The sequence below is a fragment of the Burkholderia thailandensis E264 genome, from assembly GCF_000012365.1.
Lineage (GTDB): Bacteria > Pseudomonadota > Gammaproteobacteria > Burkholderiales > Burkholderiaceae > Burkholderia > Burkholderia thailandensis.
Genome location: NC_007650.1, coordinates 1,361,812 through 1,384,890 on the forward strand (window position 1 = coordinate 1,361,812; position 23,079 = coordinate 1,384,890).

At 70.7% G+C, this 23,079-nt stretch carries 16 protein-coding genes; 5 read left to right on the forward strand and 11 right to left on the reverse strand.

Annotated features, from left to right (window positions below; all coding sequences use genetic code 11):
* The first annotated feature begins 130 nt into the window (after positions 1-130).
* Genes BTH_RS05990 through BTH_RS06005 form a run of 4 tightly spaced genes read left to right on the forward strand, consistent with a single transcriptional unit; the run spans position 131 to position 8,787 of the window.
* Entirely contained in the window at positions 131-1,456 is a 1,326-nt protein-coding gene (locus BTH_RS05990; protein ID WP_009896709.1) for an MFS transporter, read from the forward strand.
* Between the two features lie 35 nt (positions 1,457-1,491).
* Positions 1,492-4,071 carry a nitrite reductase large subunit NirB gene (gene nirB, locus BTH_RS05995; RefSeq protein WP_009896711.1) on the forward strand — a complete coding sequence of 860 codons (2,580 nt, stop codon included), beginning with the start codon at positions 1,492-1,494 and terminating at the stop codon, positions 4,069-4,071.
* A 37-nt stretch (positions 4,072-4,108) separates the two neighbouring features.
* On the forward strand, positions 4,109-4,462 hold the full coding sequence (gene nirD / locus BTH_RS06000) for a nitrite reductase small subunit NirD (RefSeq protein ID WP_009896712.1): 354 nt from the start codon (positions 4,109-4,111) through the stop codon (positions 4,460-4,462).
* A 41-nt stretch (positions 4,463-4,503) separates the two neighbouring features.
* Positions 4,504-8,787, forward strand: coding sequence for a bifunctional nitrate reductase/sulfite reductase flavoprotein subunit alpha (locus BTH_RS06005; RefSeq protein ID WP_009896713.1), 4,284 nt, complete (start codon positions 4,504-4,506; stop codon positions 8,785-8,787).
* Positions 8,788-9,107: 320 nt separating this feature from the next.
* Here the strand turns inward: BTH_RS06005 and xylB are convergent, their stop codons facing one another.
* From xylB to BTH_RS32805, 8 genes are all read right to left on the reverse strand, one after another.
* Complete coding sequence (gene xylB / locus BTH_RS06015; protein WP_009896714.1) at positions 9,108-10,568, reverse strand: xylulokinase; 1,461 nt, start codon at positions 10,566-10,568, stop codon at positions 9,108-9,110.
* A complete protein-coding gene (locus BTH_RS06020) occupies positions 10,565-11,557 on the reverse strand; it encodes an AraC family transcriptional regulator (RefSeq protein ID WP_011401177.1) in 993 nt (330 codons plus the stop codon). The genes xylB and BTH_RS06020 overlap by 4 nt, the downstream gene beginning before the upstream one ends.
* 38 nt (positions 11,558-11,595) lie before the next feature.
* Positions 11,596-12,852, reverse strand: a complete 1,257-nt coding sequence (locus BTH_RS06025; RefSeq protein WP_009896716.1) for an ABC transporter ATP-binding protein — start codon at positions 12,850-12,852, stop codon at positions 11,596-11,598.
* Positions 12,853-12,855: 3 nt separating this feature from the next.
* The gene (locus BTH_RS06030) at positions 12,856-13,890 is read right to left on the reverse strand and encodes an NAD(P)-dependent alcohol dehydrogenase (protein WP_009896717.1); all 1,035 of its coding nucleotides are present in this window, start codon (positions 13,888-13,890) and stop codon (positions 12,856-12,858) included.
* Between the two features lie 21 nt (positions 13,891-13,911).
* Positions 13,912-14,724 carry a carbohydrate ABC transporter permease gene (locus tag BTH_RS06035; protein ID WP_009896718.1) on the reverse strand — a complete coding sequence of 271 codons (813 nt, stop codon included), beginning with the start codon at positions 14,722-14,724 and terminating at the stop codon, positions 13,912-13,914.
* Positions 14,724-15,602: a carbohydrate ABC transporter permease gene (locus tag BTH_RS06040; protein WP_009896719.1), complete on the reverse strand. Its 879-nt coding sequence runs from the start codon at positions 15,600-15,602 to the stop codon at positions 14,724-14,726. The genes BTH_RS06035 and BTH_RS06040 overlap by 1 nt, the downstream gene beginning before the upstream one ends.
* Before the next feature lie 182 nt (positions 15,603-15,784).
* Positions 15,785-17,065: an ABC transporter substrate-binding protein gene (locus tag BTH_RS06045; protein ID WP_009896720.1), complete on the reverse strand. Its 1,281-nt coding sequence runs from the start codon at positions 17,063-17,065 to the stop codon at positions 15,785-15,787.
* Between the two features lie 91 nt (positions 17,066-17,156).
* Positions 17,157-17,678, reverse strand: coding sequence for a hypothetical protein (locus tag BTH_RS32805; protein ID WP_162465483.1), 522 nt, complete (start codon positions 17,676-17,678; stop codon positions 17,157-17,159).
* A gap of 92 nt (positions 17,679-17,770) precedes the next feature.
* On the opposite strand from BTH_RS32805, the gene BTH_RS06050 reads away from it, so the two are divergent.
* Positions 17,771-18,241: a DM13 domain-containing protein gene (locus BTH_RS06050; RefSeq protein WP_009896721.1), complete on the forward strand. Its 471-nt coding sequence runs from the start codon at positions 17,771-17,773 to the stop codon at positions 18,239-18,241.
* Between the two features lie 228 nt (positions 18,242-18,469).
* Here BTH_RS06050 and BTH_RS06055 read toward each other — a convergent pair whose 3' ends face one another.
* From BTH_RS06055 to BTH_RS06065, 3 genes are all read right to left on the reverse strand, one after another.
* A complete protein-coding gene (locus BTH_RS06055; protein WP_009896722.1) occupies positions 18,470-19,603 on the reverse strand; it encodes an MFS transporter in 1,134 nt (377 codons plus the stop codon).
* A gap of 29 nt (positions 19,604-19,632) precedes the next feature.
* Entirely contained in the window at positions 19,633-20,415 is a 783-nt protein-coding gene (locus BTH_RS06060; protein WP_038707724.1) for a DeoR/GlpR family DNA-binding transcription regulator, read from the reverse strand.
* Between the two features lie 602 nt (positions 20,416-21,017).
* On the reverse strand, positions 21,018-23,051 hold the full coding sequence (locus BTH_RS06065) for a bifunctional DedA family/phosphatase PAP2 family protein (RefSeq protein WP_009896724.1): 2,034 nt from the start codon (positions 23,049-23,051) through the stop codon (positions 21,018-21,020).
* Positions 23,052-23,079 lie beyond the last annotated feature (28 nt).

Genomic DNA, 23,079 nt, shown 5'->3' on the forward strand with positions numbered 1-23,079 from the left:
GACGATTCGCTTCGCAGCACCGAATACCGATCCGCCCGGCAACGGGCTTCCTGGGCAACGGCGTCCTACGCATCCGGTCACTCGAGACCGGGTTCGCAGGACGCCGTTTTCGTTTGGTGAGACCACTCCGATGTCCGATAAAGCCACCCGCATCGATCTTCTCGACTGGCGCACCCCGCCGATGCGCGCGTTCCATCTGACGTGGATCGCGTTCTTCGTGTGTTTCTTCGCGTGGTTCGCGTGCGCGCCGCTGATGCCGCTGATCGCCCGCGAATTCAGGCTGAGCGCCGACCAGGTCGCGAACGTCAACATCGCCGCCGTCGCGGCGACGATCGCGGTGCGGCTCGTCGTCGGTCCGCTGTGCGACCGCTTCGGCCCGCGCCGCGTCTATGCGGGCCTGCTCGCGCTCGGCGCGATCCCGGTGTTCGCGGTGACGTTCTCGCACGACTACCCGACGTTCCTGCTGTGCCGGCTCGGCATCGGGGCGATCGGCGCGAGCTTCGTGATCACGCAGTACCACACGTCGGTGATGTTCGCGCCGAACGTCGTCGGCACCGCGAACGCGGCGGCGGCCGGCTGGGGCAACGCGGGCGCGGGCGCCGCGCAGGCGGCGATGCCGCTGCTGGCGGCCGCCGCGCTGCTGCTCGGGCTGCCCGACGCGTGCGCGTGGCGCGCCGCGCTCGCGGTGCCGGGCGTCGCGATGCTCGTGATGGCGATCGTCTACTGGCGCGGCACGCAGGATTGCCCGCAGGGCGATTTCGTCGCGCTGCGTGCGCGCGGCGTGACGGTCGACAGCGGCAAGAAGGGCGGCTTCGCGAGCTTCGCCGCCGCGTGCGCGAACTACCGCGTGTGGATGCTGTTCGTCACGTACGGCGCGTGCTTCGGCGTCGAAGTGTTCATGCACAACATCGCCGCGCTCTATTACGTCAATCACTTCCAGCTGTCGCTGAAGGATGCGGGCCTTGCCGCCGGCATCTTCGGCCTGCTCGCGCTCTTCGCGCGCGCGCTCGGCGGCTGGCTGTCGGACCGCGTCGCCGCGCGCCGCGGGCTCGACGTGCGCGCGACGCTGCTGTTCGCGCTGATCGTCGGCGAAGGCCTCGGGCTGCTGTGGTTCGCGCACGCGGGCAGCGTGCCGGTGGCCGTCGTCGCGATGGTCGCGTTCGGTCTGTTCACGCATATGGCGTGCGGCGCGACCTACGCGCTCGTGCCGTTCATCGATCGCCGCGCGCTGGGCGGCGTCGCGGGGATCATCGGCGCGGGCGGCAACGTCGGCGCGGTCGCGGCCGGCTTCCTGATGAAGGGCGTCGGCGATATCGAACAAACGCTCACGCTGCTAGGCCTATTCGTCACCGTTTCGGCGTTTTGCGCGCTCGCGGTACGGTTCAGCGCCGAGCACAAGGCGCGCGAGGCGGCGCTGCGCGAGCGCGCGCTCGCCGCGAACGGCTTCACGCATTAACGAACGGCTTCACGAATCAACAGAGGGCATCCATCATGAAAATCGTCGTCATCGGTCACGGGATGGTCGGTCACAAGCTGCTCGAATGCATCGCGGCCGGCGCGCAGGGCGCGCTCGTCGCGCCGCAGGTCGCGGTGATTTGCGAAGAGCCGCGTCCCGCGTACGATCGCGTCCATCTGTCGGAATTCTTCGCCGGCAAGTCCGCCGACGATCTGTCGCTCGTCGAGCCGGGCTTTTTCGAGCGTCATCCGAACTTCCGCCTGCTGCTGAACACGAAGGCGGTCGCGATCGACCGGGGCGCGCGCACGGTCGCGCTGTCGACGGGCGAGACGCTCGCGTACGACAAGCTCGTGCTCGCCACCGGCTCGACGCCGTTCGTGCCGAGCGTGCCGGGCCGCGAGCGCGCCGGCTGCTTCGTCTACCGGACGATCGAGGATCTCGAGGCGATGCAGGCGTGCGGCGCGCGCGCGAAGTCGGGCGTCGTCGTCGGCGGGGGGCTGCTCGGCCTCGAGTGCGCGAAGGCGCTGCGCGACATGGGGCTCGCCGCGCACGTGGTCGAGTTCGCGCCGCGGCTGATGGCCGTGCAGGTCGACGAAGGCGGCGGCCGGATGCTGCGCGAGAAGATCGAGGCGCTCGGCGTGCAGGTGCACACGGGCAAGAACACGCTCGAGATCGTCGACGGCGAGACGGGCGCGCACCGGATGGCGTTCGCCGACGGCACGCATCTCGACACCGACATGATCGTGTTCTCGGCGGGCATCCGGCCGCGCGACGAGGTCGCGCGCGCGTGCGGGCTCGAGATCGGCCCGCGCGGCGGCGTCGCGATCGACAGCCACTGCCGCACGAGCGATGCGGACATCTACGCGATCGGCGAGTGCGCGGCGTGGAACGGCCAGACGTTCGGCCTCGTCGCGCCCGGCTACGACATGGCGCGCGTCGTCGCGCAGCGGCTCGCGGGCGGCGACGGCGCGTTCACCGGCGCGGACCTGAGCACGAAGCTCAAGCTGATGGGCGTCGACGTCGCGAGCATCGGCGACGCGCACGGCAAGACGCCCGGCTGCCGCACGTACCAGTTCGCCGACGAGCGCCGCGGCGTCTACAAGAAGCTCGTCGTGTCCGGGTGCGGCAAGGAACTGCTCGGTGCGGTGATGGTCGGCGACGCAGCCGATTACGGCACGCTGCTGCAGATGATGCTGAACCGCATCGAGCTGCCGGCGGCGCCCGAGTTCCTGATCCTGCCGCCGGCGGACGGCGCGGCGAAACCGGCGCTCGGCGTCGATGCGCTGCCGGACGCCGCGCAGATCTGCTCGTGCAACAACGTGACGAAGGCGCAGCTCTGCGAGGCGGTCGCGGGCGGCGCGACGAGCATCGGCGCGCTGAAGGGCTGCACCGGCGCGGGCACGTCGTGCGGCGGCTGCGTGCCGCTCGTCACGCAGGTGATGAAGGCGGAGATGAAGAAGCAGGGGCTCGCCGTGAACAACCACCTGTGCGAGCACTTCCCGTATTCGCGGCAGGAGCTCTATCACTTGGTGCGCGTCGAGCGGATCAAGACGTTCGGCGCGCTCCTGGGCAAGCACGGCCGCGGCCTCGGCTGCGACGTGTGCAAGCCGGCTGTCGCCGGCATCCTCGCGTCGTGCTGGAACGAGTTCGTGCTGAAGAAGGAGCACGCGGCGCTGCAGGATTCGAACGATTACTACCTCGCGAACATCCAGCGCGACGGCACCTATTCGGTCGTGCCGCGGATGCCGGGCGGCGAGGTCACGCCCGAAGGGCTGATCGCGGTCGGCCAGGTCGCGCGCAAGTACGGGCTCTACACGAAGATCACGGGCGGCCAGCGCGTGGACCTGTTCGGCGCGCGCGTCGAGCAGTTGCCGCTCATCTGGGAAGCGCTGATCGCGGCCGGCTTCGAATCGGGCCATGCGTACGGCAAATCGGTGCGCACCGTGAAATCGTGCGTCGGCTCGACGTGGTGCCGCTACGGCGTCGGCGATTCGGTCGGCCTCGCGATCGAGCTCGAGAATCGCTACAAGGGGCTGCGCGCGCCGCACAAGCTGAAGTTCGGCGTGTCCGGCTGCACGCGCGAGTGCGCGGAGGCGCAGGGCAAGGACATCGGCGTGATCGCGACCGAGAAGGGCTGGAACCTGTACGTGTGCGGCAACGGCGGGATGAAGCCGCGCCACGCGGAGCTGCTCGCGGCCGATCTCGACCGCGCGACGCTGATTCGCTACGTCGACCGCTTCCTGATGTTCTACATCCGCACCGCCGACCGCCTGCAGCGCACGAGCGTGTGGCGCGACAACCTCGAAGGCGGGCTCGACTACCTGATCGACGTGGTCGTGCACGACAGGCTCGGGCTCGCGGCGGAGCTCGAGGTGGAGATGCAGCACGTGGTCGACACGTATGAGTGCGAATGGAAGCGGGCCGTCACCGATTCGGCGACGCGCCGGCGCTTCCGCCATTTCGTCAACAGCGACGCGCCCGATTCGACGATCGCGTTCGTCGAGGCGCGCGGCCAGATCCGACCGGCGACGCCGGACGAACGCGATGCGGCCGGCCCGCACGGCGTGCGCGCCGTGCGCGAGGACGAAGCGCAAACCGAAACCGAGACGGCCTGAGCGTGCCGTCTTCGCCCATCAACGCAAGGAGATCCCGATGAACAGCCAACGTCATGCATCCGCTTGGACGCCCGTGTGCGCGCTCGACGAGATCGTGCCGAACACCGGCGTGTGCGCGCTCGTCAACGGCGAGCAGGTGGCCGTGTTCCATGTCGACGCCGGCGACGGCGGCCGCGCGTTCGCGATCGGCAACGTCGATCCGCATTCGCAGGCCGCCGTGCTGTCGCGCGGGCTGATCGGCAGCCTGGGCGAGCGGATCGTCGTCGCGTCGCCGCTCTACAAGCATCACTTCGACCTGCGCACGGGCGAGTGCGTCGAGGCGCCGGACAAGTCGGTGAGCGCGTATGCGTCGCGCATCGAGGACGGCTACGTGTGGGTCGCGGCGGCGTAACGCGCCAAACGGCCGATAACGACGATACGAGGCGAACGAACGTGACGAGCGCGAGCGTGAAGACGGTGTGCCCATACTGCGGCGTCGGCTGCGGGATGGTGCTGCACGTCGAGGGCGGCGAGGTGGTCAAGGTGTCCGGCGACGCCGAGCATCCGGCCAACTTCGGGCGTCTGTGCACGAAGGGCTCGTCCGCGCACGTCGCGCTGCGCAACGCGGGCCGGCTGGAGCGCGCGTTCGTGCGCGACGCGCGCGAGCGCGATCCCGCGCCCGTGCCGATCGCCGACGCGATCGCCGAGACCGCGCGCCGGCTGCGCGCGACGCTCGACGCGCACGGACCCGACGCGCTCGCGTTCTACGTGTCGGGCCAGATGTCGCTCGAAGCGCAGTATCTCGTCAACAAGCTCGCGAAGGGCTACGTGCGCACGCCGCACATCGAGTCGAACTCGCGGCTCTGCATGGCGAGCGCGGGCAGCGGCTACAAGCTGTCGCTCGGCGCGGACGGCCCGCCCGGCTCGTATCAGGACTTCGACTGCGCGGACCTGTTTTTCGTGATCGGCTCGAACATGGCCGATTGTCATCCGATCCTGTTCCTGCGGATGATGGACCGCGTGAAGGCGGGCGCGAAGCTCGTCGTCGTCGATCCGCGCCGCACCGCGACGGCCGACAAGGCGGACCTGTTCCTGAAAATCCGCCCGGGCACCGATCTCGCGCTCCTGAACGGCCTGCTGCATCTGCTGCACGCGAACGGCCAGACCGATGCGGATTTCATCGCCGCGCATACCGAAGGCTGGGCCGCGATGCCCGATTTCCTCGGCGATTACACGCCCGAGAAGGTCGCCGCGATCACGGGCCTTACCGAGGCCGACATCCGGCTCGCCGCGCAGTGGATCGGCGACGCGCGCGAATGGACGAGCTGCTGGACGATGGGGCTCAACCAGAGCACGCACGGCACGTGGAACACGAATGCGATCTGCAATCTCCATCTCGCCACGGGCAAGATCTGCCGGCCGGGCAGCGGGCCGTTCTCGCTCACCGGACAGCCGAACGCGATGGGCGGCCGCGAGATGGGTTACATGGGGCCGGGGCTGCCCGGCCAGCGCTCGGCGCTCGACGGCGACGACCGCCGTTTCGCCGAGGACGTCTGGGGGCTGCCCGCCGGCACGATCCGGGCGGACGCGGGCGGCGGCACCGTCGACCTGTTCGCGAGGATGGCGGCGGGCGGCGTGAAGGCGTGCTGGATCATCTGCACGAATCCGGCCGCGACCGTCGCGAACCGCAAGAACGTGATCGCCGGGCTTCAGGCGGCCGACGTCGTGATCGTGCAGGACGCGTTCCTCGACACCGAGACGAACCGCTACGCCGACATCCTGCTGCCGGGCGCGCTGTGGGCGGAAGCCGAAGGCGTGATGATCAACTCCGAGCGCAACCTGACGCTGATGCGGCGGGCGGTCGAGCCGCCCGGCGACGCGTGGCCGGACTGGCGGATCGTCGCGGCGGTGGCGCGCGAGATGGGCTACGGCGACGCGTTCGACTATGGTTCGGCGGCCGAAGTGTTCGACGAGATCCGGCGCTTCGCGAACCCGAAGACGGGCTACGACCTGCGCGGCGCGAGCCATGCGGCGCTGCGCGATGCGCCGCTGCAGTGGCCGTGTCCGCCGCACGACGGGCGCGACCGCCATCCGATCCGCTACCTGAACGACGGCGTGAGCCAGGCGCGCGCGACGCTCGCCGACGGCCGCGTGCCGCCGCTCGCGTTCCCGACGCCGACCGGCAAGGCGCGCTTCTTCGCGCGGCCGCACGTCGCGCCGGCCGAGATGCCGACGCCCGAATTCCCGATCGTGCTGAACACGGGGCGCTTGCAGCATCAATGGCACACGATGACGAAGACGGGCAAGGTCGCGATGCTGAACAAGCTCAATCCGCGCCCGTTCGTCGAGATCCATCCGGACGACGCGGCCGCGCTGTCGATCGCCGCGAAGGACGCGGTGGAGATCCGCTCGGCGCGCGGGCGCGCGGTGCTGCCCGCCGTCGTCACCGATCGCGTGCGGCCGGGCGCGTGCTTCGCGCCGATGCACTGGAACGATGTCTACGGCGACGATCTGTGCGTGAACGCGGTGACGAACGACGCGGTCGATCCGGTGTCGCTGCAGCCGGAACTCAAATTCTGCGCGGTCGCGCTCGCGCGCGTCGACGCGATGGGCAACGCGGACGTCGATGCGGATGACGAGACGGACGACCGCGTTCGCGCGTCCCGCGCCGCATTACACGAAACCGGCTCGCACGAAGCCGATGCGCACGAAGCCGATGCGCACGCCGCACCGGATGCGCATGGCGCGTCCCGCGCCGAGGCCGACGCTTCCGAGGAACACCACATGTCCGACATCGACACCTTCGCCGCGCTGCTCGGCATTCCGGCCGCGGCGAGCGCGCCGCAGCTCACCGACGCGCAGCGCGTCTACGCCGCAGGCTTCGTGAGCGGGCTGCGCTCGGCCGAAGGCCGGCGCGCGGCCGGCGTGCCGATGCTGCCCGCGAGCGCGCCGTTCGATGCGAACACGCGGCTGTGGGTGGACGGGCTGCTCGCTGGGCTGTTCAGCCGCGCGCCGGGCGGTGCGGCGGCGCGCGTCGATGCGCGCGCGGCCGCGCAGCCGGCAGCGATCGCCGCGGCCGACGCGTCGAGCGCGCCGAGCGGCGTGCGGATCGTGCGCACGCGGCCGAAGGTCGTGCTGCTGTGGGCATCGCAGACAGGCAATGTCGAATCGCTGACCGAGCGCTACGCGACGCAACTGATGGACTCGGGCTTCGAGATCCGCGTCGCGTGCATGGCCGACTATCCGGCCGCGTCGCTCGCGAAGGCGCAGTACGCGCTGTTGATGACGAGCACGTTCGGCGACGGCGACGCGCCCGACAACGGCCAGGAATTCTGGGCGGCGCTGAACGCGGCGGACGCCGCGCGCGCCGACGGGCTGCGCTATGCGGTGCTCGCGTTCGGCGACCGCAACTACGACCAGTTCTGCGGCCACGGCCGCCGGCTCGACGCGCGGCTCGCGGCGCTCGGCGCGACGCGGCTTGCCGAGCGCGTGGACTGCGACGCCGAATTCCAGCCGGCCGCCGATGCGTGGCTCGATCGCGCGATCGCGCGGATCAAGGAGGAGGACGCGGCGCTGCATGCGGTGCCGGCGGACGGGATGATCCCGTCGGGCGCGATTCCGACGAAGACGCGTCCGGCCGCGTCGCGGCTCGTCGCGAACCTGCGTCTCAACGCGCCGGGCGCGGCAAAGGATACGCGTTACGTGTCGCTGTCGACGGACGGCGCGGCGATCGAATACGAAGCGGGCGACGCGCTCGGCGTGTGGCCGACGAACTGCCCGGAGCTCGTCGACGAGCTGCTGACGTTGACGCGCCTGACGCCCGACGCGCCGGTGACGGTGGCGGGCGTGGGCGAGCTGCGGCTCGCCGATGCGCTCGCGAAGCATTTCGACATCACGCGGCCGCATCCGGACGCGCTCGCGTTCGTCGCGGCGCGCAGCCGCTCGGGCGACGCGCTCGCGCGCCTGCTCGGCGACGATCGCAAGACGGACCTGAAGCACTGGCTGTGGGGCCAGCAGCTCGCCGACGTGCTGCACGAGTTTCCGCTCGAGCTGTCGGCGGTCGAGCTCGTCGGCATGCTCAAGCGCCTGCAGCCGCGCCTCTACTCGATCGCGTCGAGCCCGAACGCGCATCGCGGCGAGATCCATCTGACGGTATCGGCCGTGCGCTACGGCAACGGGCGGCGGCAGCGCAAGGGCGTCGCGTCGACGTTCCTCGCCGACCGCGCGGCCGACGCGCCCGTGCCGGTGTTCGTGCAGAAGTCCGCGCACTTCCGGCCGCCCGCGAGCGGCGACGCGCCGATCGTGATGGTCGGCCCGGGCACGGGCGTCGCGCCGTTCCGGGGCTTTCTGCACGAGCGCCGCGCGCGCGGCGCGAAGGGGCGCAATTGGCTGTTCTTCGGCGAGCAGCACGCGGACACCGATTTCTATTACCGCGACGAGCTCGCGCAGATGCGCGCGGACGGCTTCCTCACGCGGCTCGATGTCGCGTTCTCGCGAGACCAGGCGGAGAAGGTCTACGTGCAGGACCGCATGCTCGAGCAGGGGGCGGCGTTGTGGGCGTGGCTCGAGGAGGGCGCGCATTTCTACGTGTGCGGCGACGCGTCGCGCATGGCGAAGGACGTCGACGCGGCGCTGAAGACGATCGTCGCGCGGCATGGGGGGATGACCGACGAGCAGGCGGCGGACTACGTCGCGCGGCTCGCGAAGGACAAGCGTTATGCGAGAGACGTTTATTGAAGCGGGCGCGCCGCGCGACGGCGGCGCGGCGATGCCGAGGGACACGGCGTACGTGGGGCCGGCACGGATGTACGGGCGCAGGCGGCGGGTGCGCAGCCGCGCCGGGCGGGAGGGGGCGCGCCTGCGTGCGCGCGGGGGCCGGATCGCGTGCCTGCGCGGCGCGGCGGCCTGAGGCGAGCAGGCGTGCGCTGCGGCGAATCCGGCTGTGCTTGCGATTGCCGTGTTCGCGACGACGGCGCGGGGCATGGCCGAGGGCTTGGCGGGCCGCGCGCGAGCCGTCCGGCGGCGCGGCGGGCGCGGAATCGCGACGCATGCGAGCGTCAGCCCGCGAATTCGCCCTTCAGCGCCCGATACAGCCGCCGATAGCGTTCGAGCCGCTCGCCGAGCAGGCCCGCTGTGGCTGGCTCGGGCCGGTAGGTTTCCGCGATCGCCGGCGCGACGCACACGTCGTCGAGCGCGTCGTGCGTCGCCGCGAGCCGCGCGAGCCGCGCCGCGCCGAGCGCCGCGCCCACCGCGCCGCTCGCGTGCCGGTGCATCGCGAGCCCCGTCGCGTTCGCGCACAGTTGCGCCCAAAACGCGCTCTTCGAGCCGCCGCCGATGAACGACGCGTCGTCGAGCGTCGTGCCGGCGCGGCGTAGCGCCGCGTAGCCGTCCGCCATCGCGAACGCGACGCCTTCCATCACCGCATACGCGAGGTCGCCCGCGCGATGCTCGCTCGCGAGCCCGAAGAACACGCCGCGCGCGTTCGCGTCGTTGTGCGGCGTGCGCTCGCCGCTCAGGTAGGGCAGAAACAGTGGCGCGCGCGGCGCGTCCGCGCGCTCGGCGAGCGCGGGCAGCGTGTCGACGGCGACGTCGTGCGTTTTCGCGAACCAGTCGAGGCTCGCCGCGGCCGACAGGATCACGCTCATCTGATGCCAGCGCTCGGGCAAGCAGTGGCAGAACGCGTGCACGGCGTCGCCGGGATTCGGCGCGAAGCGGTCGTTGCCCGCGAACAGCACACCCGACGTGCCGAGCGACAGGAATCCGCTGCCCGCGTTCGCGACGCCCATGCCGATCGCGCTCGCCGCGTTGTCGCCCGCGCCGCCCGCGATCGTGACGGGGCCGCTCACGCCCCATTCGCGCCGCAGCGCGTCGCGCAACTGCGCGGCCGCGGCGCTGCCTTCGACGAGCCGGGGCATCTGCTCGCGCGACAGCTCGGTCGCGGCGAGCATCCGCTCGGACCAGTCGCGCCGGCCGACGTCGAGCCACAGCGTGCCGGACGCATCCGACATGTCGGACACGAATTCGCCGGACAACCGCCACGCCACGTAGTCCTTCGGCAGCAGCACCTTGTGCGCGGCGCGGAACACCGCGGGCTCGTACTTCGCGAGCCACAGCAGCTTCGGCGCGGTGAAGCCCGGCATCGCCATGTTGCCGGTGATCGCGCGCGATTCGGGCACGAGCGCCTCAAGCTCGACGCATTCGGCCGCGGCGCGCGTGTCGTTCCAGAGGATCGCGGGGCGCAGCACTTGCCCCGCGCGGTCGACGAGCGTCGCGCCGTGCATCTGGCCGGACAGGCCGATCCCGCGCAGCGCGGCGAAGCCGCGCGGATGCATGGCGCGCACGGCGGCGATCGCGTCGAGCGTCGCGTGCCACCATGCCTGCGGGCTTTGTTCGGACCGGTGCGGATGGGGGCGCTCGACGGTGAGCGGCGCGCTGCCGGTGGCGAGCGGCGCGGAATCGGCGTCGGTGAGGATCGCCTTGACTTCGGACGTGCCGAGATCGATGCCGAGGAAGGTCACGGGTGGAGGCTCCGGTGCGAGTGGGGGGCGGTGCGCGCGATGGGGGCGGGGGCCGTGGCCGCGAAGGCCGCCGTGGCCGATGCCAATGCCGATGCCGCGGCAGCGGGCGCCGCGTCCTGCTCGCGCGGCTCGTTCAACCGGTGCAGCGCGCGAAAGCGTGACGGCGGCATCCCCTTCATCGCGAGGAATTGCCGGTTGAAGTTCGACAGGTTGTTGAAGCCGACGCGATAGCAGATGTCGGTGACGTTGAGCGCCGAGCACATCAGCAATTCGCACGCTTCGTTGATCCGCAGCCGGTTCAGGTACTGGACGAACGTCGAGCCGGTATGCCGGCGAAAGAAGCGCGTGAACGTGCTCACGCTCATGCCGGCGAATTCGGCGACGTCCGCCTCGCGCAGCGCGCCCGGCAGGTTCTGCCGCAGATACGCGAGCACCTGGTTGATCGTCGACGACATGTAGTGCTGCGCGTCGATCCGGTAGCCGGGGCCCGCGAGCGGGCGGCGCGCGGCGCACGACGCCAGCCGGTCGAACAGCGCCATCAGCACCTCGACGCGCCGGCAGCCGTGCGCGCTCGCGAGCTCGACCATCAGCGGCGCGACAGCGAGCCCGACTTCGTCCGGGAACTGCACGCCGCGCGACGCTTCGTCGATCAGGTCGAGCACCGGCTGCAGCTCGGCGAACGCGGCGACCATCTTCTCGGCCGCGTCGCGCGAGAACTGCAGCACGACGTCGCGCGACGGCACGCGCTCGCCGGGGCCGAGTTCGCTGATCCAGTTGTGCGGCAGGTTCGGCCCGGTGACGACGAGGTTGCCGGGCGCGAAATCGCCGATGTAGTCGCCGACGAAGAACTTGCCGCGCGAGCCCTGGATCAGGTGGATTTCGTACTCCGGATGGAAATGCCACTTCGCGACCGTGTGCGGATAGTCGTGCGACCACGCGCGAAACGATTCGTCGCGGCGGGTGGGGACGATTTCGAGGTCTGGGTTCATCTGTCGCTCCTGCGCGTGCACGGATCGGCGCTCGACGTTCACGAGCGCGACATCGCGAGCCCATGCGGCGCGTCCGGCGCGTCCGGCGCGTCCGGCGGCGGCCGCATCGCGGCGCCGGGCGGTGCGGCGCTGGCGGGCGCGCCGGCCTCGGGCAGCATCACGTTGCGCCCGGTGGCCGCGTCGAACAGATGCAGGTCGCGCTCGTCGAACGTGAACGTTACCACGGCGCCGAGCGCAGGGGCGGCCGGCGCGCTCACGAGCGCCGCGAACGGCGCGCCGTTCCAGTCGAACGTGACGAGTGCCTCGGCGCCGAGCAGCTCGACGAGCTCGACGCGGCCTTCGAGCGCGAGCGCGCTTGGCCTGTCACCCGGCCCCGACGCCGCAGGTGCGTTCCGCGCGCCCGCGGCTGCGCCCGCGCCCGTCGCGATCCGCAGATAGTTTGGCCGGATTGCGAGCTTCACGCGCCGGCCGTCGGCAAGGCTCGCGAAGCGGCGCGCCGCGAGCGGCCAGCGCGCGCCGCCCGCCGCGAGCGCGACGCCGCCCGCCGTGCGCTCGATCGCGCCGTCGGCGAAGTTCATCGCCGGCGTGCCGATGAAGCCCGCCGCGAACACGGTGTGCGGGCAGCTGTACAGCTCGGCCGGCGTGCCGAGCTGCTCGATGCGCCCGCCGCGCATCAGCACGACGCGGTCGGCAAGCGTCATCGCCTCGAGCTGATCGTGCGTCACGTACAGCGTCGTCGTCTTCAGCCGCTGGTGGAGCCGCTTGATGTCGCCGCGCAACTGCGCGCGCAGCTTCGCGTCGAGATTCGACAGCGGCTCGTCGAACAGGAACACGTCGGGCGTCTTGATCATCGCGCGCGCGATCGCCGCGCGCTGCTGCTGGCCGCCCGACATCGCGCGCGGCTTGCGCTCGAGGAGCGCGTCGAGGCTCAGCACGCGCGCGACCTCGCGCACGCGCCGGTCGATCTCGGCGGCGGGCACCTTCAGGCGCCGCAGCCCGAACGCGATGTTCTCGTACACGCTCATATGCGGATACAGCGCGTAGTTCTGGAACACCATCGCGACATTGCGCTCGCGTGCGGCCAGATCGTTGACGACGGCGCCGCCGATCGCGAGCTCGCCGCCCGTGATGGTTTCGAGCCCGGCGATCATCCGCAGCATCGTCGATTTGCCGCAGCCCGACGGGCCGAGCAGCACGATGAACTCGCCGTCGCCGATCTCGAGATCGAGCGGATGCAGGACGGGCGCGCCGCCGTCGTAACGTTTGGTCAAGCCGGTGCAGACGATCCGTGCCATCGCTCAATCCATTTCGATCTGAATCTTCACGTCGTGCGGCTGGCCGCTCGCCGCCGCCTCGAATGCGCGCAGGCCGTCCGAGAACGGGAACGTGCGCGAGATGAACGGCTTCACGTCGATCGCGCCGGATTCGATCAGCGCGAGCGCGCGCGGAAAGACGTTCGCGTAGCGGAACACCGATTCGATCCGCGCCTCCTTCGCCTGCAGCGCGACGACGTCGAGCGGCACCGGTTCGAGCGGCATGCCGACCAGCACGAGGCAGCCGTTCGGGCACAGCAGATCGACGATTCCCGCATAGGCCTTCGCGTTGCCGCTCGCCTCGAACACGACGTCCGCGCCCCAGCCGTCGGTCGCGTGCGCGACCGCGTCGGCGAGCGACTGCGTGCTCGCGTCGACCGTCGTCACCGCGCGGTTCGACGCGAACAGCGCGAGCTTCTCCTTGACGACGTCGGCCAGAATCACGCGCGCGGCGCCGCCCGCGAGCGCGGCGAGCGCCGTCATCGCGCCGATCGTGCCCGCGCCGACGACGACCGCGATGTCGCCCGGCTTCATCGCCGCTTTCTTCGCGGCCTGCAGCCCGATCGCGAGCGGCTCGACAATCGCGCCCTCGGCGAACGACACGTTCTGCGGCAGCCGGTACGTGAACGCCGCCGGATGCACGACGTAGGGCGCGAGGCACCCGTGCACGGGCGGCGTCGCCCAGAAGCGCACCGACGGATCGAGGTTGTAGAGGCCGTGCAGTGTCGCCTTCGAATCGAAGCGCGGGACGCCGGGTTCCATGCAGACGCGGTCGCCCGCGCGCAGGTGCGTGACGTCGCGCCCGACCTCGACGACCGTGCCGGACGCCTCGTGGCCGAGCACCATCGGCGCGTCGACCCGGAACGGGCCGATCCCGCCGTGCGTGTAATAGTGGACGTCGCTGCCGCAGACGCCCACCGTGTGGATGCGGATCTTGACGTCGGCGGGGCCGACCTCGAGCGGCAGGTCGATGTCGCGCAGCGCGAGATCGCGCGCCTTTTCGAGTACGAGGGCTTTCAACGGATTCTCCTTGGCGGCCGCCTATCGGCCTTTGAGCATCGAGTTCAGCAGCCGGCTCAGCATGCCGACGAAGACGAGCGGCGGCAGCGCGAGCAGCACGGTGGACGCATTGATCACGCCCCACGGCACCTCCTGGCCGAGCGACGTGAACGCGGACGCGACGACGGGCAGCGTCGCCGCGCGCGACGACGTGAGCGCGAGCGCGATCATCAGCTCGTTCCAGACGAGCACGAAGCTGAACACGATGCCGCCGAGCAGCGTGCTCGCGCAGATCGGCAGCGCGACGCGCCAGAACACCGCGTACGGCCCGTAGCCGTCGAGCGCGGCCGCCTCCTCGATCTCGCGCGGCAGCCGGCGGAACACGGGGATCGACAGCCACGTGATCGTCGACAGCGTGACGAGCAGGTACGTGACGATCATCGACAGCTTCGTGTCGTAGAGCCCGAGATCGACCCAGATCGCGATCAGCGGGATCGCCACCGCGACGGGCGGCAGAAAGCGCAGCGACAGCAGGAAGAACTGGATGTCGCGCTTGCCGCGCACCGGATAGCGGGCGATCGCGTACGCGGCGGGCACGCCGAGCACGGCGCCCAGCACGACCGCCGCGCCGACGATCGCGAGGCTGTTGAAAAGGCCGATCAGCACCTCCGGGCTCGAGAGCACCTGCCGGTAGTTGTCGAGCGTCGGCGTGAAGATGAAGCGCGGCGTCGGCGTGACGATGTCGAGCAGGCGCTTGAGCGAATTGAGCAACGCCCACGCGAGCGGAAACACGGCGACGAACGCGATCGCGCCGCCGACGGCGACGGTGCCGCCGCGCGCGATCAGGCCTTTCATCAGTCGTCCCATTTGTCGACCCGCTTCCAGATGAACGTGAACACGAGCGTCGTCGCGACCATCATCAGCACCGCCATGCTCGACGCGTACGACACCTTGCCGGACAGCCCGATGCCTTGCGCGTACGCGTACATGTCGAGCGTCTCGGTCGAGATGCCGGGGCCGCCTTTCGTCATCACGTAGATGAGATCGAACGAGCGCAGCGATTCGACCATCTTGATGAACACGAGGCTCATGATCGGCGCCTTGAGCATCGGCAGCGCGATGTACGCATAGACCTGCCACGTCGACGCGTAGTCGAGCCGCGCCGCTTCGAGCGGCTCGGGCGGCAGCGTCTCGAGCAGCTTCAGCACGACGACGGAGAAGAAGAGGCCCCATTGCCAGACGTCGACGAGCGCGACCGCGGCAAGCGCGAGATGCGGATCGGCGAGGAGCGCCGCGTTCGAGATGCCGAACGCGCCGAGCAGCCAGCTCAGGATGCCCGTGAGCGGCGCGTACATGAACTTCCAGATGAACGCGGCCGACACGCGCGGCAGCAGCACCGGCACGATCAGGATCAGCACCGCGGCGCGGCGCCAACGGCCGTGCACGCGCTCGAACAGGAACACGGCGAGCACGATGCCGACGGCCACCGCGCCCGCGACCGTGGCGATTTCCCATAGCGCCGACACTTCGACCGCGTTCAGGAAGCGCCGGTCCGACGCGAGCCGCGCGAAGTTGCGCAGGCCGACGTAGTCGCTGTCCGCGTAGCGCAGCACGCGGTTCTTCAGCGCGAGGTTGATCGCGGCGATCGTCGGCACGAGGCCGAGCACCGCCATCAGCGCGAGCGGCGGGCCGAGAAAGAGCCAGGGCAGGCTCGTCTTGCCATGATTGAACATCGAAGTCTCCTGCGAGGCGGGCGGCGGGCGGCGGGCGGCGGGGGGGCGAGGCAGCGGTGTGAGCCGGCGGCGGCGCGCGGGGCGGCGCGGGGCGGCGCGAACGGGGAGCGGCGTCGCCGCGCCGGCGCATCGCCGTGCCGTCGCCTCACGGCCGCGCCGTCGCACGCCTCGCGTCGCTTTCGTCACTTGCGCGCGCCGTGCGCCATCGCGTCCTTCGCGTATTGCACCGCGTCGTCGAGCGCGCCCCGCACGTCGGTTTGCGTGCCGGTGAAGATCTCCTCGAGCGCGATGCCGAGGTTCTCGCCGATGTCGGGCCACTGCGGCGTCGCCCAGATCGTCACCTTCGTCACCGGGTTCGTGTCGGCGAGGCCCGCGAGGATCTGCGGCTTCACGTGCTGCTTGAAGTAGTCGCTGCCGATCGTGCTCGCTCGGTTGTAGTCGCTGAACACGCCGTTGCGCAGCCGCGCCTGCTCCTGCTCCTTGCTCGTCGCCCACGCGATGAAGCGGCCCGCGGCCTGCCGCGTGCAGTCGTCCTTCGCGCCGACCGACGAGATCGCGAGCCCGTGCCCGTAAGCGGCGGACGGCAGCGGCGCGGGCGGCCGCACGTAGCCGACCTTGCCCGCGACGCTCGACTTCGACGGGTCCTCCATCCAGTCGGCGAACGGCGTCGATTCGATCATGAACGCGACCTTGCCCGAGCGGAACGCTTCGAGCGCGTTGCTCCAGTCGTAGGTCGCCGCGCCGGGCGGCGCGTACTTGAAGAGATCGCGGTAGCGCTCGGTCGCCTGCACGGCGGCGGGCGAGTTGAAGGCCGGCCGGCCGCTCTTGTCGGTCCATGCGCCGCCCTGCGCGAGCATGAACGGCGCCCAGCGCCACACGTTCATGCCCGAGCCGCGCTGGCCGCGCGCGACCCAGCCGTACAGCTTCGGCGGCGCGTTCAGCTTCCTGATCGCGGCGACGAGCTCGTCGACCGTCTTCGGCACCGGGATGTGCGCGGCGTCGAGGAGGTCGCGCCGGTAGAACAGGAAATCGCCGCCGCCGATGAGCGGCGCGAAGTACGCGACGCCCTTGTAGCTCGCGGCCGCGCGGCGGCCCGGCAGGAAGTCGTCGTAGTCGTATTCCTTCGGGTAGTACTTGAGGAGCGGTGTGATCCAGCCGGCCGACGCGAATTCGGCGACGTTCGCCTCGTCGACGTAATAGACCTGATACGAGCCCGCGCCCGTCGACGCGTCGAGACGCGATTTCGCGCGGCGGTCGTTCTCGCCGAAATAGCTGATCTCGATTCGGGTGCCGGTCGTCTTCTCGTAGTCGGGCAGCGATTTCTCCATCACCGAAAGGCCGAGGCTCTTCTGCGCGAGGACCTTGAGCGTCGGCACCTTGCAGACTTGCGTCGCGGCCGCGGCCGGCACGCACGCGCCGGCGAGCCCGGCGGCCAACAGGAATCGGAATCGCATCGTGTTCACCAGTGTCTCCTTGATTCTGCTTGTGAGCCGTCGTGCGGGCGGCGCGGACGGCAGGAGCCACTGTAGTGATTCGCGGCGCGGGTTCACTACGTCAAAAGAAATCCGCCGCCGATACTTTTCGGTCACGTTCGGCGTTGCGGCGCACAATTCGTGTCGGTTGGCGGGCGGCGCGCGCGTCGCGCCGGACGGTCAGCGCGCGCCGAGCGGCCGGCCGGCACGGGCTTGCGCGCGCGCCGACCGGGCCACGTTCGCCGGTCGTCGGCATGGGCGCCGGGGCGGGCAGGCTCGCCGCACGGGCCGTGGCCGCGCACATCACATGCGATGAACCGGTGCCGCGCAGGCCGGGGGCTTTCGGCTGCGCGTCCCAATTCAGGCGGCGGCCGAGGCGGGCGCGGGCGAAGACGATCGGCGAGCCGGCGGGACCCCGCCGCCTGGATCGCCGGCGCGATGCCGTCGGGCGCGGCGGCCGTGCAGTCGCGCGCATCGGCCGATGCGGCAGCGGGGACATCAAGCCAGCGCGCCGCCGGCAGTGCGGCGAACGTGCGCCGACGCCCGCCGAAGCGACGCTCGGCCGCCGCGTCCGCATGCCGCGCGCGGTTTCGCGTTCCGCCATCTGTCATATTTCGGCCGCCGCGCCGACTGTAGTCGTGCCGGGCCCGCTCGCGGGCGTCCGGCGCATCGGTTCGACTATGGAGGACGGAAGTCATGAAGAAAGCAGTGATTCGGATCGGCTCGCACGCGCTCGCGCTTGCATTGGGTTTCGCGCTCGGCGTGTACGCGTTGCCGATCCTGACCGCGGAGCAGGGCGCGACCCAGACCGAGCTGCGCCCGATCGCCGATCGGGCGCTCCACACCGGCCGCTTCGAGCGCGGCCTGACGGGCGGCGACCCGCTGCACTGGACGGACGGCAAGCTGTCGGTCACGCGCGCGGCGCTTGCGTTCGAAGGGCGCGTCGCGCCGGGGCCCGACTACAAGATCTACCTCGTGCCCGAGTTCGTCGCGTCGAAGCAGGCGTTTCTCGACGTGAAGTCGCGCGCGCGGCGGGTCGGCGAGCTGAAGACGTTCGGCGATTTCGTCGTGCCGCTCGCGGAGGACGTCGACGTCGACGCGTACACGACCGTCGTGATCTGGTGCGAGCGGTTCTCGCAGTTCATCGGGGCGGCGAGGTATCGATGACGCGCGTAGGCCGTGCGCGGCCGGATCGGCGCGCGGCGATAACGCGGCGGAACGGCGATGGGTGAGGCGACATCGCGAAAGCGCCGCCTTGCTCCCGCCGACGGCTCTTGCGGGACCCGCGCGGCTGCCTGCCGCGCGCTTCGGCGCTTCTCCGGCCGCGGCGCCTAAGATCCTTCAGCCGTCGCCGTCGCCGTCGCGCGCAAGTCCGTTACGTTTCGGCGCCTCCCGCTATCGGCTCGCCGTCACCACGCGAGCGCAGAGCGGAACGAGACACAGCAGGCCGGCAAGCATCCAGAACGCGCTGTCGAGCCCGGCGTTGCGGGCGACGAAGCCCATCCCGGCCGGGCCGACCAGATGGCCTCCGTAACCGGTGATCGTGATGACCGTGACGGCCAGCGCCGAGGGCATCGCCCGTTGCGCGCCCGCGCGTCGAAACAATACCGGCACGATGTTCGACGCGCCCAGGCCGATGAGCAGGAAGCCCGTCATCGCGACTCCCGCGGCCGGCGCGGCCAGCAGAACCACGAACCCGGCGACCGCGAGAAGACCGCCCCAGAACATCGTCGGCCGGTCGCCGATGCGCGTCGCGATCGCGTCTCCGCCGAAGCGGCCCGCGGTCATCGCGATCGAGAACAGCACGTAGCCCAATCCTCCCCGGGCCGCGGCGACGAGCCCCTTGTTCGAGATCAGCAGCGCGCTCCAGTCGAGCAGCGCGCCCTCGGCGAGAAACGTGATCGCGGCGAGGAGCGCGAGCAGCGGCACGACGCCGCGAGGCATCACGAACCGCAGCCGCTCGGCCGCCGGCGCGGCGCGCAACAGCCTGGGGCTCGCGAACAGGATTGCGGCGAGCATCGGAATCGCGCACAGCAACGTGCTGGCGAGCGCGCCGATGCGCATCGACAGCAGGAACGTCATGAAGCTGGAGCCGGCGGCGCCGCCGACGCTGAAGAGCGCATGAAACCCGGACATCAGCGGCCGCGCGGCGGCGCGTTCGACTTCGATCGCATGCACGTTCATCGCGACGTCGAGCGAGCCGAGCGCGCCGCCGAACGTGAACAGCGCGAGGCCGAGCGCGGGCGCCGTGTTCGCGACGGACAGCAGCGGCAGAACCGCGGCCAGCGCGATGCCTCCCGCGACGATGATCGGCCGGCTGCCGTATCGCGCGCTGAGCGGCCCAGTGATCAGCATTGCGATCACCGAGCCGAGGCCGACGCACAGCAGCAGCACGCCGAGGACGCCGTCGTTCACGCCGAGGCGGGCTTTCGCGAACGGCACGAGCGGCGCCCAGCACGCGACGCCGAAGCCGGCGACAAGAAAGGCGAGACGGGTGGCGAGCCGGGTAGCCGGCCGGTCGGAAGACATGTCGATGGACTCCGCAAGCATGACGGGCGTTAGGGTTGCGCGGGCGGCTCGGCCGTGAGGACGGATGCGCCGGCGTTCGACAGCGCCGCGCGGTCTTCGGGCGGCAGATCGTGCTCGACGACGATGCAGTCGATTTCGTTGAGCGTCGCGAACCGGTGTGGCGCGCGCGCGGCGAGCTTGTCGGTGGTCGCGAGCACGACGCAGCGCGCGCTCGCGGCGACCACGGCGCGCTTGAACGTCGCGTCGGCGAGGCCGAACGCGCTGAGCCCGCGCTGCGGCGACAGCGCGCACGCACCGATGAAGGCGAGATCGACGTTCATGCGGGCGACGCTCTGCACGGCGCTGGCGTCCACGCATCCGCCGGCCGTCGGGTCGACCGCGCCGCCGATCATGATCAGGTTCAGGTCGGCGCGGCGCAGCACCGCGGCGGCGATGTCGATCGAATTGGTCGCGACGGTGAGCTCGGCATCCTCGGGCAGGTACTGGACGAGCGCGAGAGGCGTGCTGCCGCTGTCGAGAAGCAAGAGCTCGCCGGGCCCGATCAGCGACGCGGCCGTGCGCGCGAGCGCCGCCTTGCGCTCGCGCGCCGCGTCGATCCGGGCCGCCATCGGCGCGGACGCCGCCGTGACCGGCAGCGCGCCGCCATAGACGCGGCGGCAGCGGCCTTCGGCGGCGAGCGCGCGCAGATCGCGGCGGATCGCGTCTTCCGAGACGTGGAATTCCGCGGCGAGCGCGGCGGCCTGCACCGGCTGCCCAAGGGCGAGCCGGCCCGCAATCGCGTCGCGTCGTGCAAGGGGAATGACGTCAGTCATGTGCGCAGTATAACGTGCATAAACAAGAATTAAAACGTGCAAGAACGTGCAATCCGGGCAAGCCGTTGTGTCGCGCATCGAAGTCGGCCGACGCGGCGTCGTGCGCCCGGAGGCTTCGCATCGAACGAAAATCGGAGGGGGCAGCGGAACGCGGATGGGCCGTCGCTCCGGGTTCTTGCCCGCACGACGATGGATCGAGGCCGTCGAAGCGTCGCGCGCGACGCGGCTTTCGGGCCGCCGCGAGGCCGCCGGACCAAGCGATGGCCGAGATATTCATCGGCCGGGTGTGCTTTTTTCAGGCCGCCGTGCTCGTCGCAATGCCGCCATTCGGGAAGTCAGTCAGGCGGAGAACGATGCGCGCCGCAGCATGCGGCGATCCGGGCGGCCGGCGCAATCCCGCCGTGTCGATTCCGGTCTCGCGACCGAAGTGCCGGTTGACGAGCTGCCGGGCAATGTTCCGAACCAGGCGACGGGTATCGCATTCAGTCGGGGCGAGCCGGCATCACGAGCAAGGAGAGTCCGCGATACGCGCCGATCGCAAGGGCGCGCGAGCGCGGCGCCATGCCTTTGGCGCGACGGCTGGCCGCGCGCGAGCCGGCGGTTCAATGGGCGGGGGAGCGGATCGCGGCCGGCAACACGAGTACGACATGCCGCGTCCGGCCATTCTCGACCGCGTCGAGGGGCAAGGTTTGCCAGCCCGCCGGAAGCAAACCGGGTATCGCGGCCGCGTCAGGCGGTGCCGTGGCGGCGCCTACCGTGAGCAGGCGCCACGGCTGCCGGAACGTTTCCGGATAGAGCGCGCCATACCAGACCGGGACGTCGCCTGGCCGGCCGAAGGCGCCGCCGCTCGTGAGTCGGTAAGCGGACCGCCAAAGCCGCAATACGAGGCGCTCTTTCGGCCGATTCGGATCGAACTTCACGAAGGTCAGGGTCGTGCCGCGTCCCGCCGACAGTTTGGGCAGCACGGGCAATGCCGCCACGGACGTCCCGGGCGATAGCCACAGCAACGCAGATTGCATGGACCATGCCGGGGCGACTTGCCAACCCGCTGCTTCGAGGCGATGGGCGATTGCGCCGGAGTCGCCGATCCACTGCAGCGCAAGCGCTTCTTCCTGATCGCCGCTCAGTTCGGTGCGGCGTGCCGGGAGCGCGCGCCAGCCGCCATCGGTCCACTGCTTGAGCGTGAGCACGGTTTCGCGGGCCGACGGCCGGTATTGATCGAGGGTGGTTCGCAGATGCCCAGGATTCGTCCACGGCCCGAAAACCGCGAGTACCGCCGCCACGAGGCAGGCGAGCCTCACCGGCTGGACGTCGTCATCCACCTGCCAGTGCGTGTAGACGCCCGCCAGCAGCGCGAACCACGCGAGACCCAGACCCCAGCCGGCCAGAATGTCCGCGAGCCAGTTTTCGCCGAGGTAGAGACGGGCGAATCCGATCAGCGCGACCCAGATGGCGATGGCGACCGCGACGGCGTTGCGCCATGCCGGCGACCGGCGGTAGGCCAGCAGCCAGCCCAGAAATCCGTATACGAGAGTGTTGAAGGTGGCATTGCCGCTGGGTAACGGCGTGTGCGTCGCGCCCGCGTGCCACGCAAGCGGGCGCACATAGTCCTGGGGGCCGAGGACGGGACTGACGGCGGCCGCGATGCCGACCGTGATGGTCCAGTAGAGCGCCGTGCGCCAGGATCGCCGCGCGATGAGCCAAACGAGCACGGCGGCGGCCACGGCAAAGCCGGCGTCCCAGGCGCTCAATTCGACGAGGCTCGCCATCAGATAATCGACCGGCGTCGTGCGCAGCGTCTGCAGGAAGCCGTAGATCACGGTGTCGGCGAGCATGAGCGGATCGCGCGCGACGACGTCCTGCAGCACACCCAAGAACAGCCACACGCCGCCGACGAAGAGCAGCGCCAGGACCAGCAGGATCGGCGACTCCGGGTGATCGTGGCCGAAGATGCCCGACAACCGCGCCGCGAGGCGCGGATGCCGACGGCTCAGACGCGCGATCGCCCGCTGGGCGCCCACTCGGGCGAGGGGCACGCCGTGCCGGATGGCGACGCGCGTCAGTCGCACGATCGACCAGACGAGCGCCGACAGCACGAGCAGCATCGCGGCGAGGCGGCCGCTAACGGCTTCAGCGAGATGGGCCGATGCGCCGAACACGATGCCCGGACCGATGTGCACCGGTGCCCAGACGAGCGCAGAGGCCGCATTGATCGGGTAGAACCGGCGTCGCGGCATCTGCGCCGCGCCGACGACGAGCGGAACGATGGCGCGCACCGGCGCAAAGAAGCGCGCCATGATGATGCTTTTCCTGCCGTGCCGGCCGGCGAATTGCTCGCCGCGCGCCCAGGCCGCGCCGTGCCCTTGCTTCGCCCACCACGTGCGCACCTCGCCGGCATACCGGCGGCCAAGCTCAAAGCTGATCCCGTCACCCGCGATCGCGCCGAGCGCGGCGACGCCGAGCGTCATCCACGCGTCCAGCACGCCTGCGCCGATCAGCGCGCCGGCGGCGAACATCACGATGCCGGCGGGGACGAGGGTTCCCACGACGGCGAGCGATTCCGCGCACGCCACGCCGAAGACGACGGCGAGGACAAGCATCGGATGGTCTTCAATGCCGACGAACCACGGGTGCATGGGCGAATTCCGGTCAAAGACAAGGAGC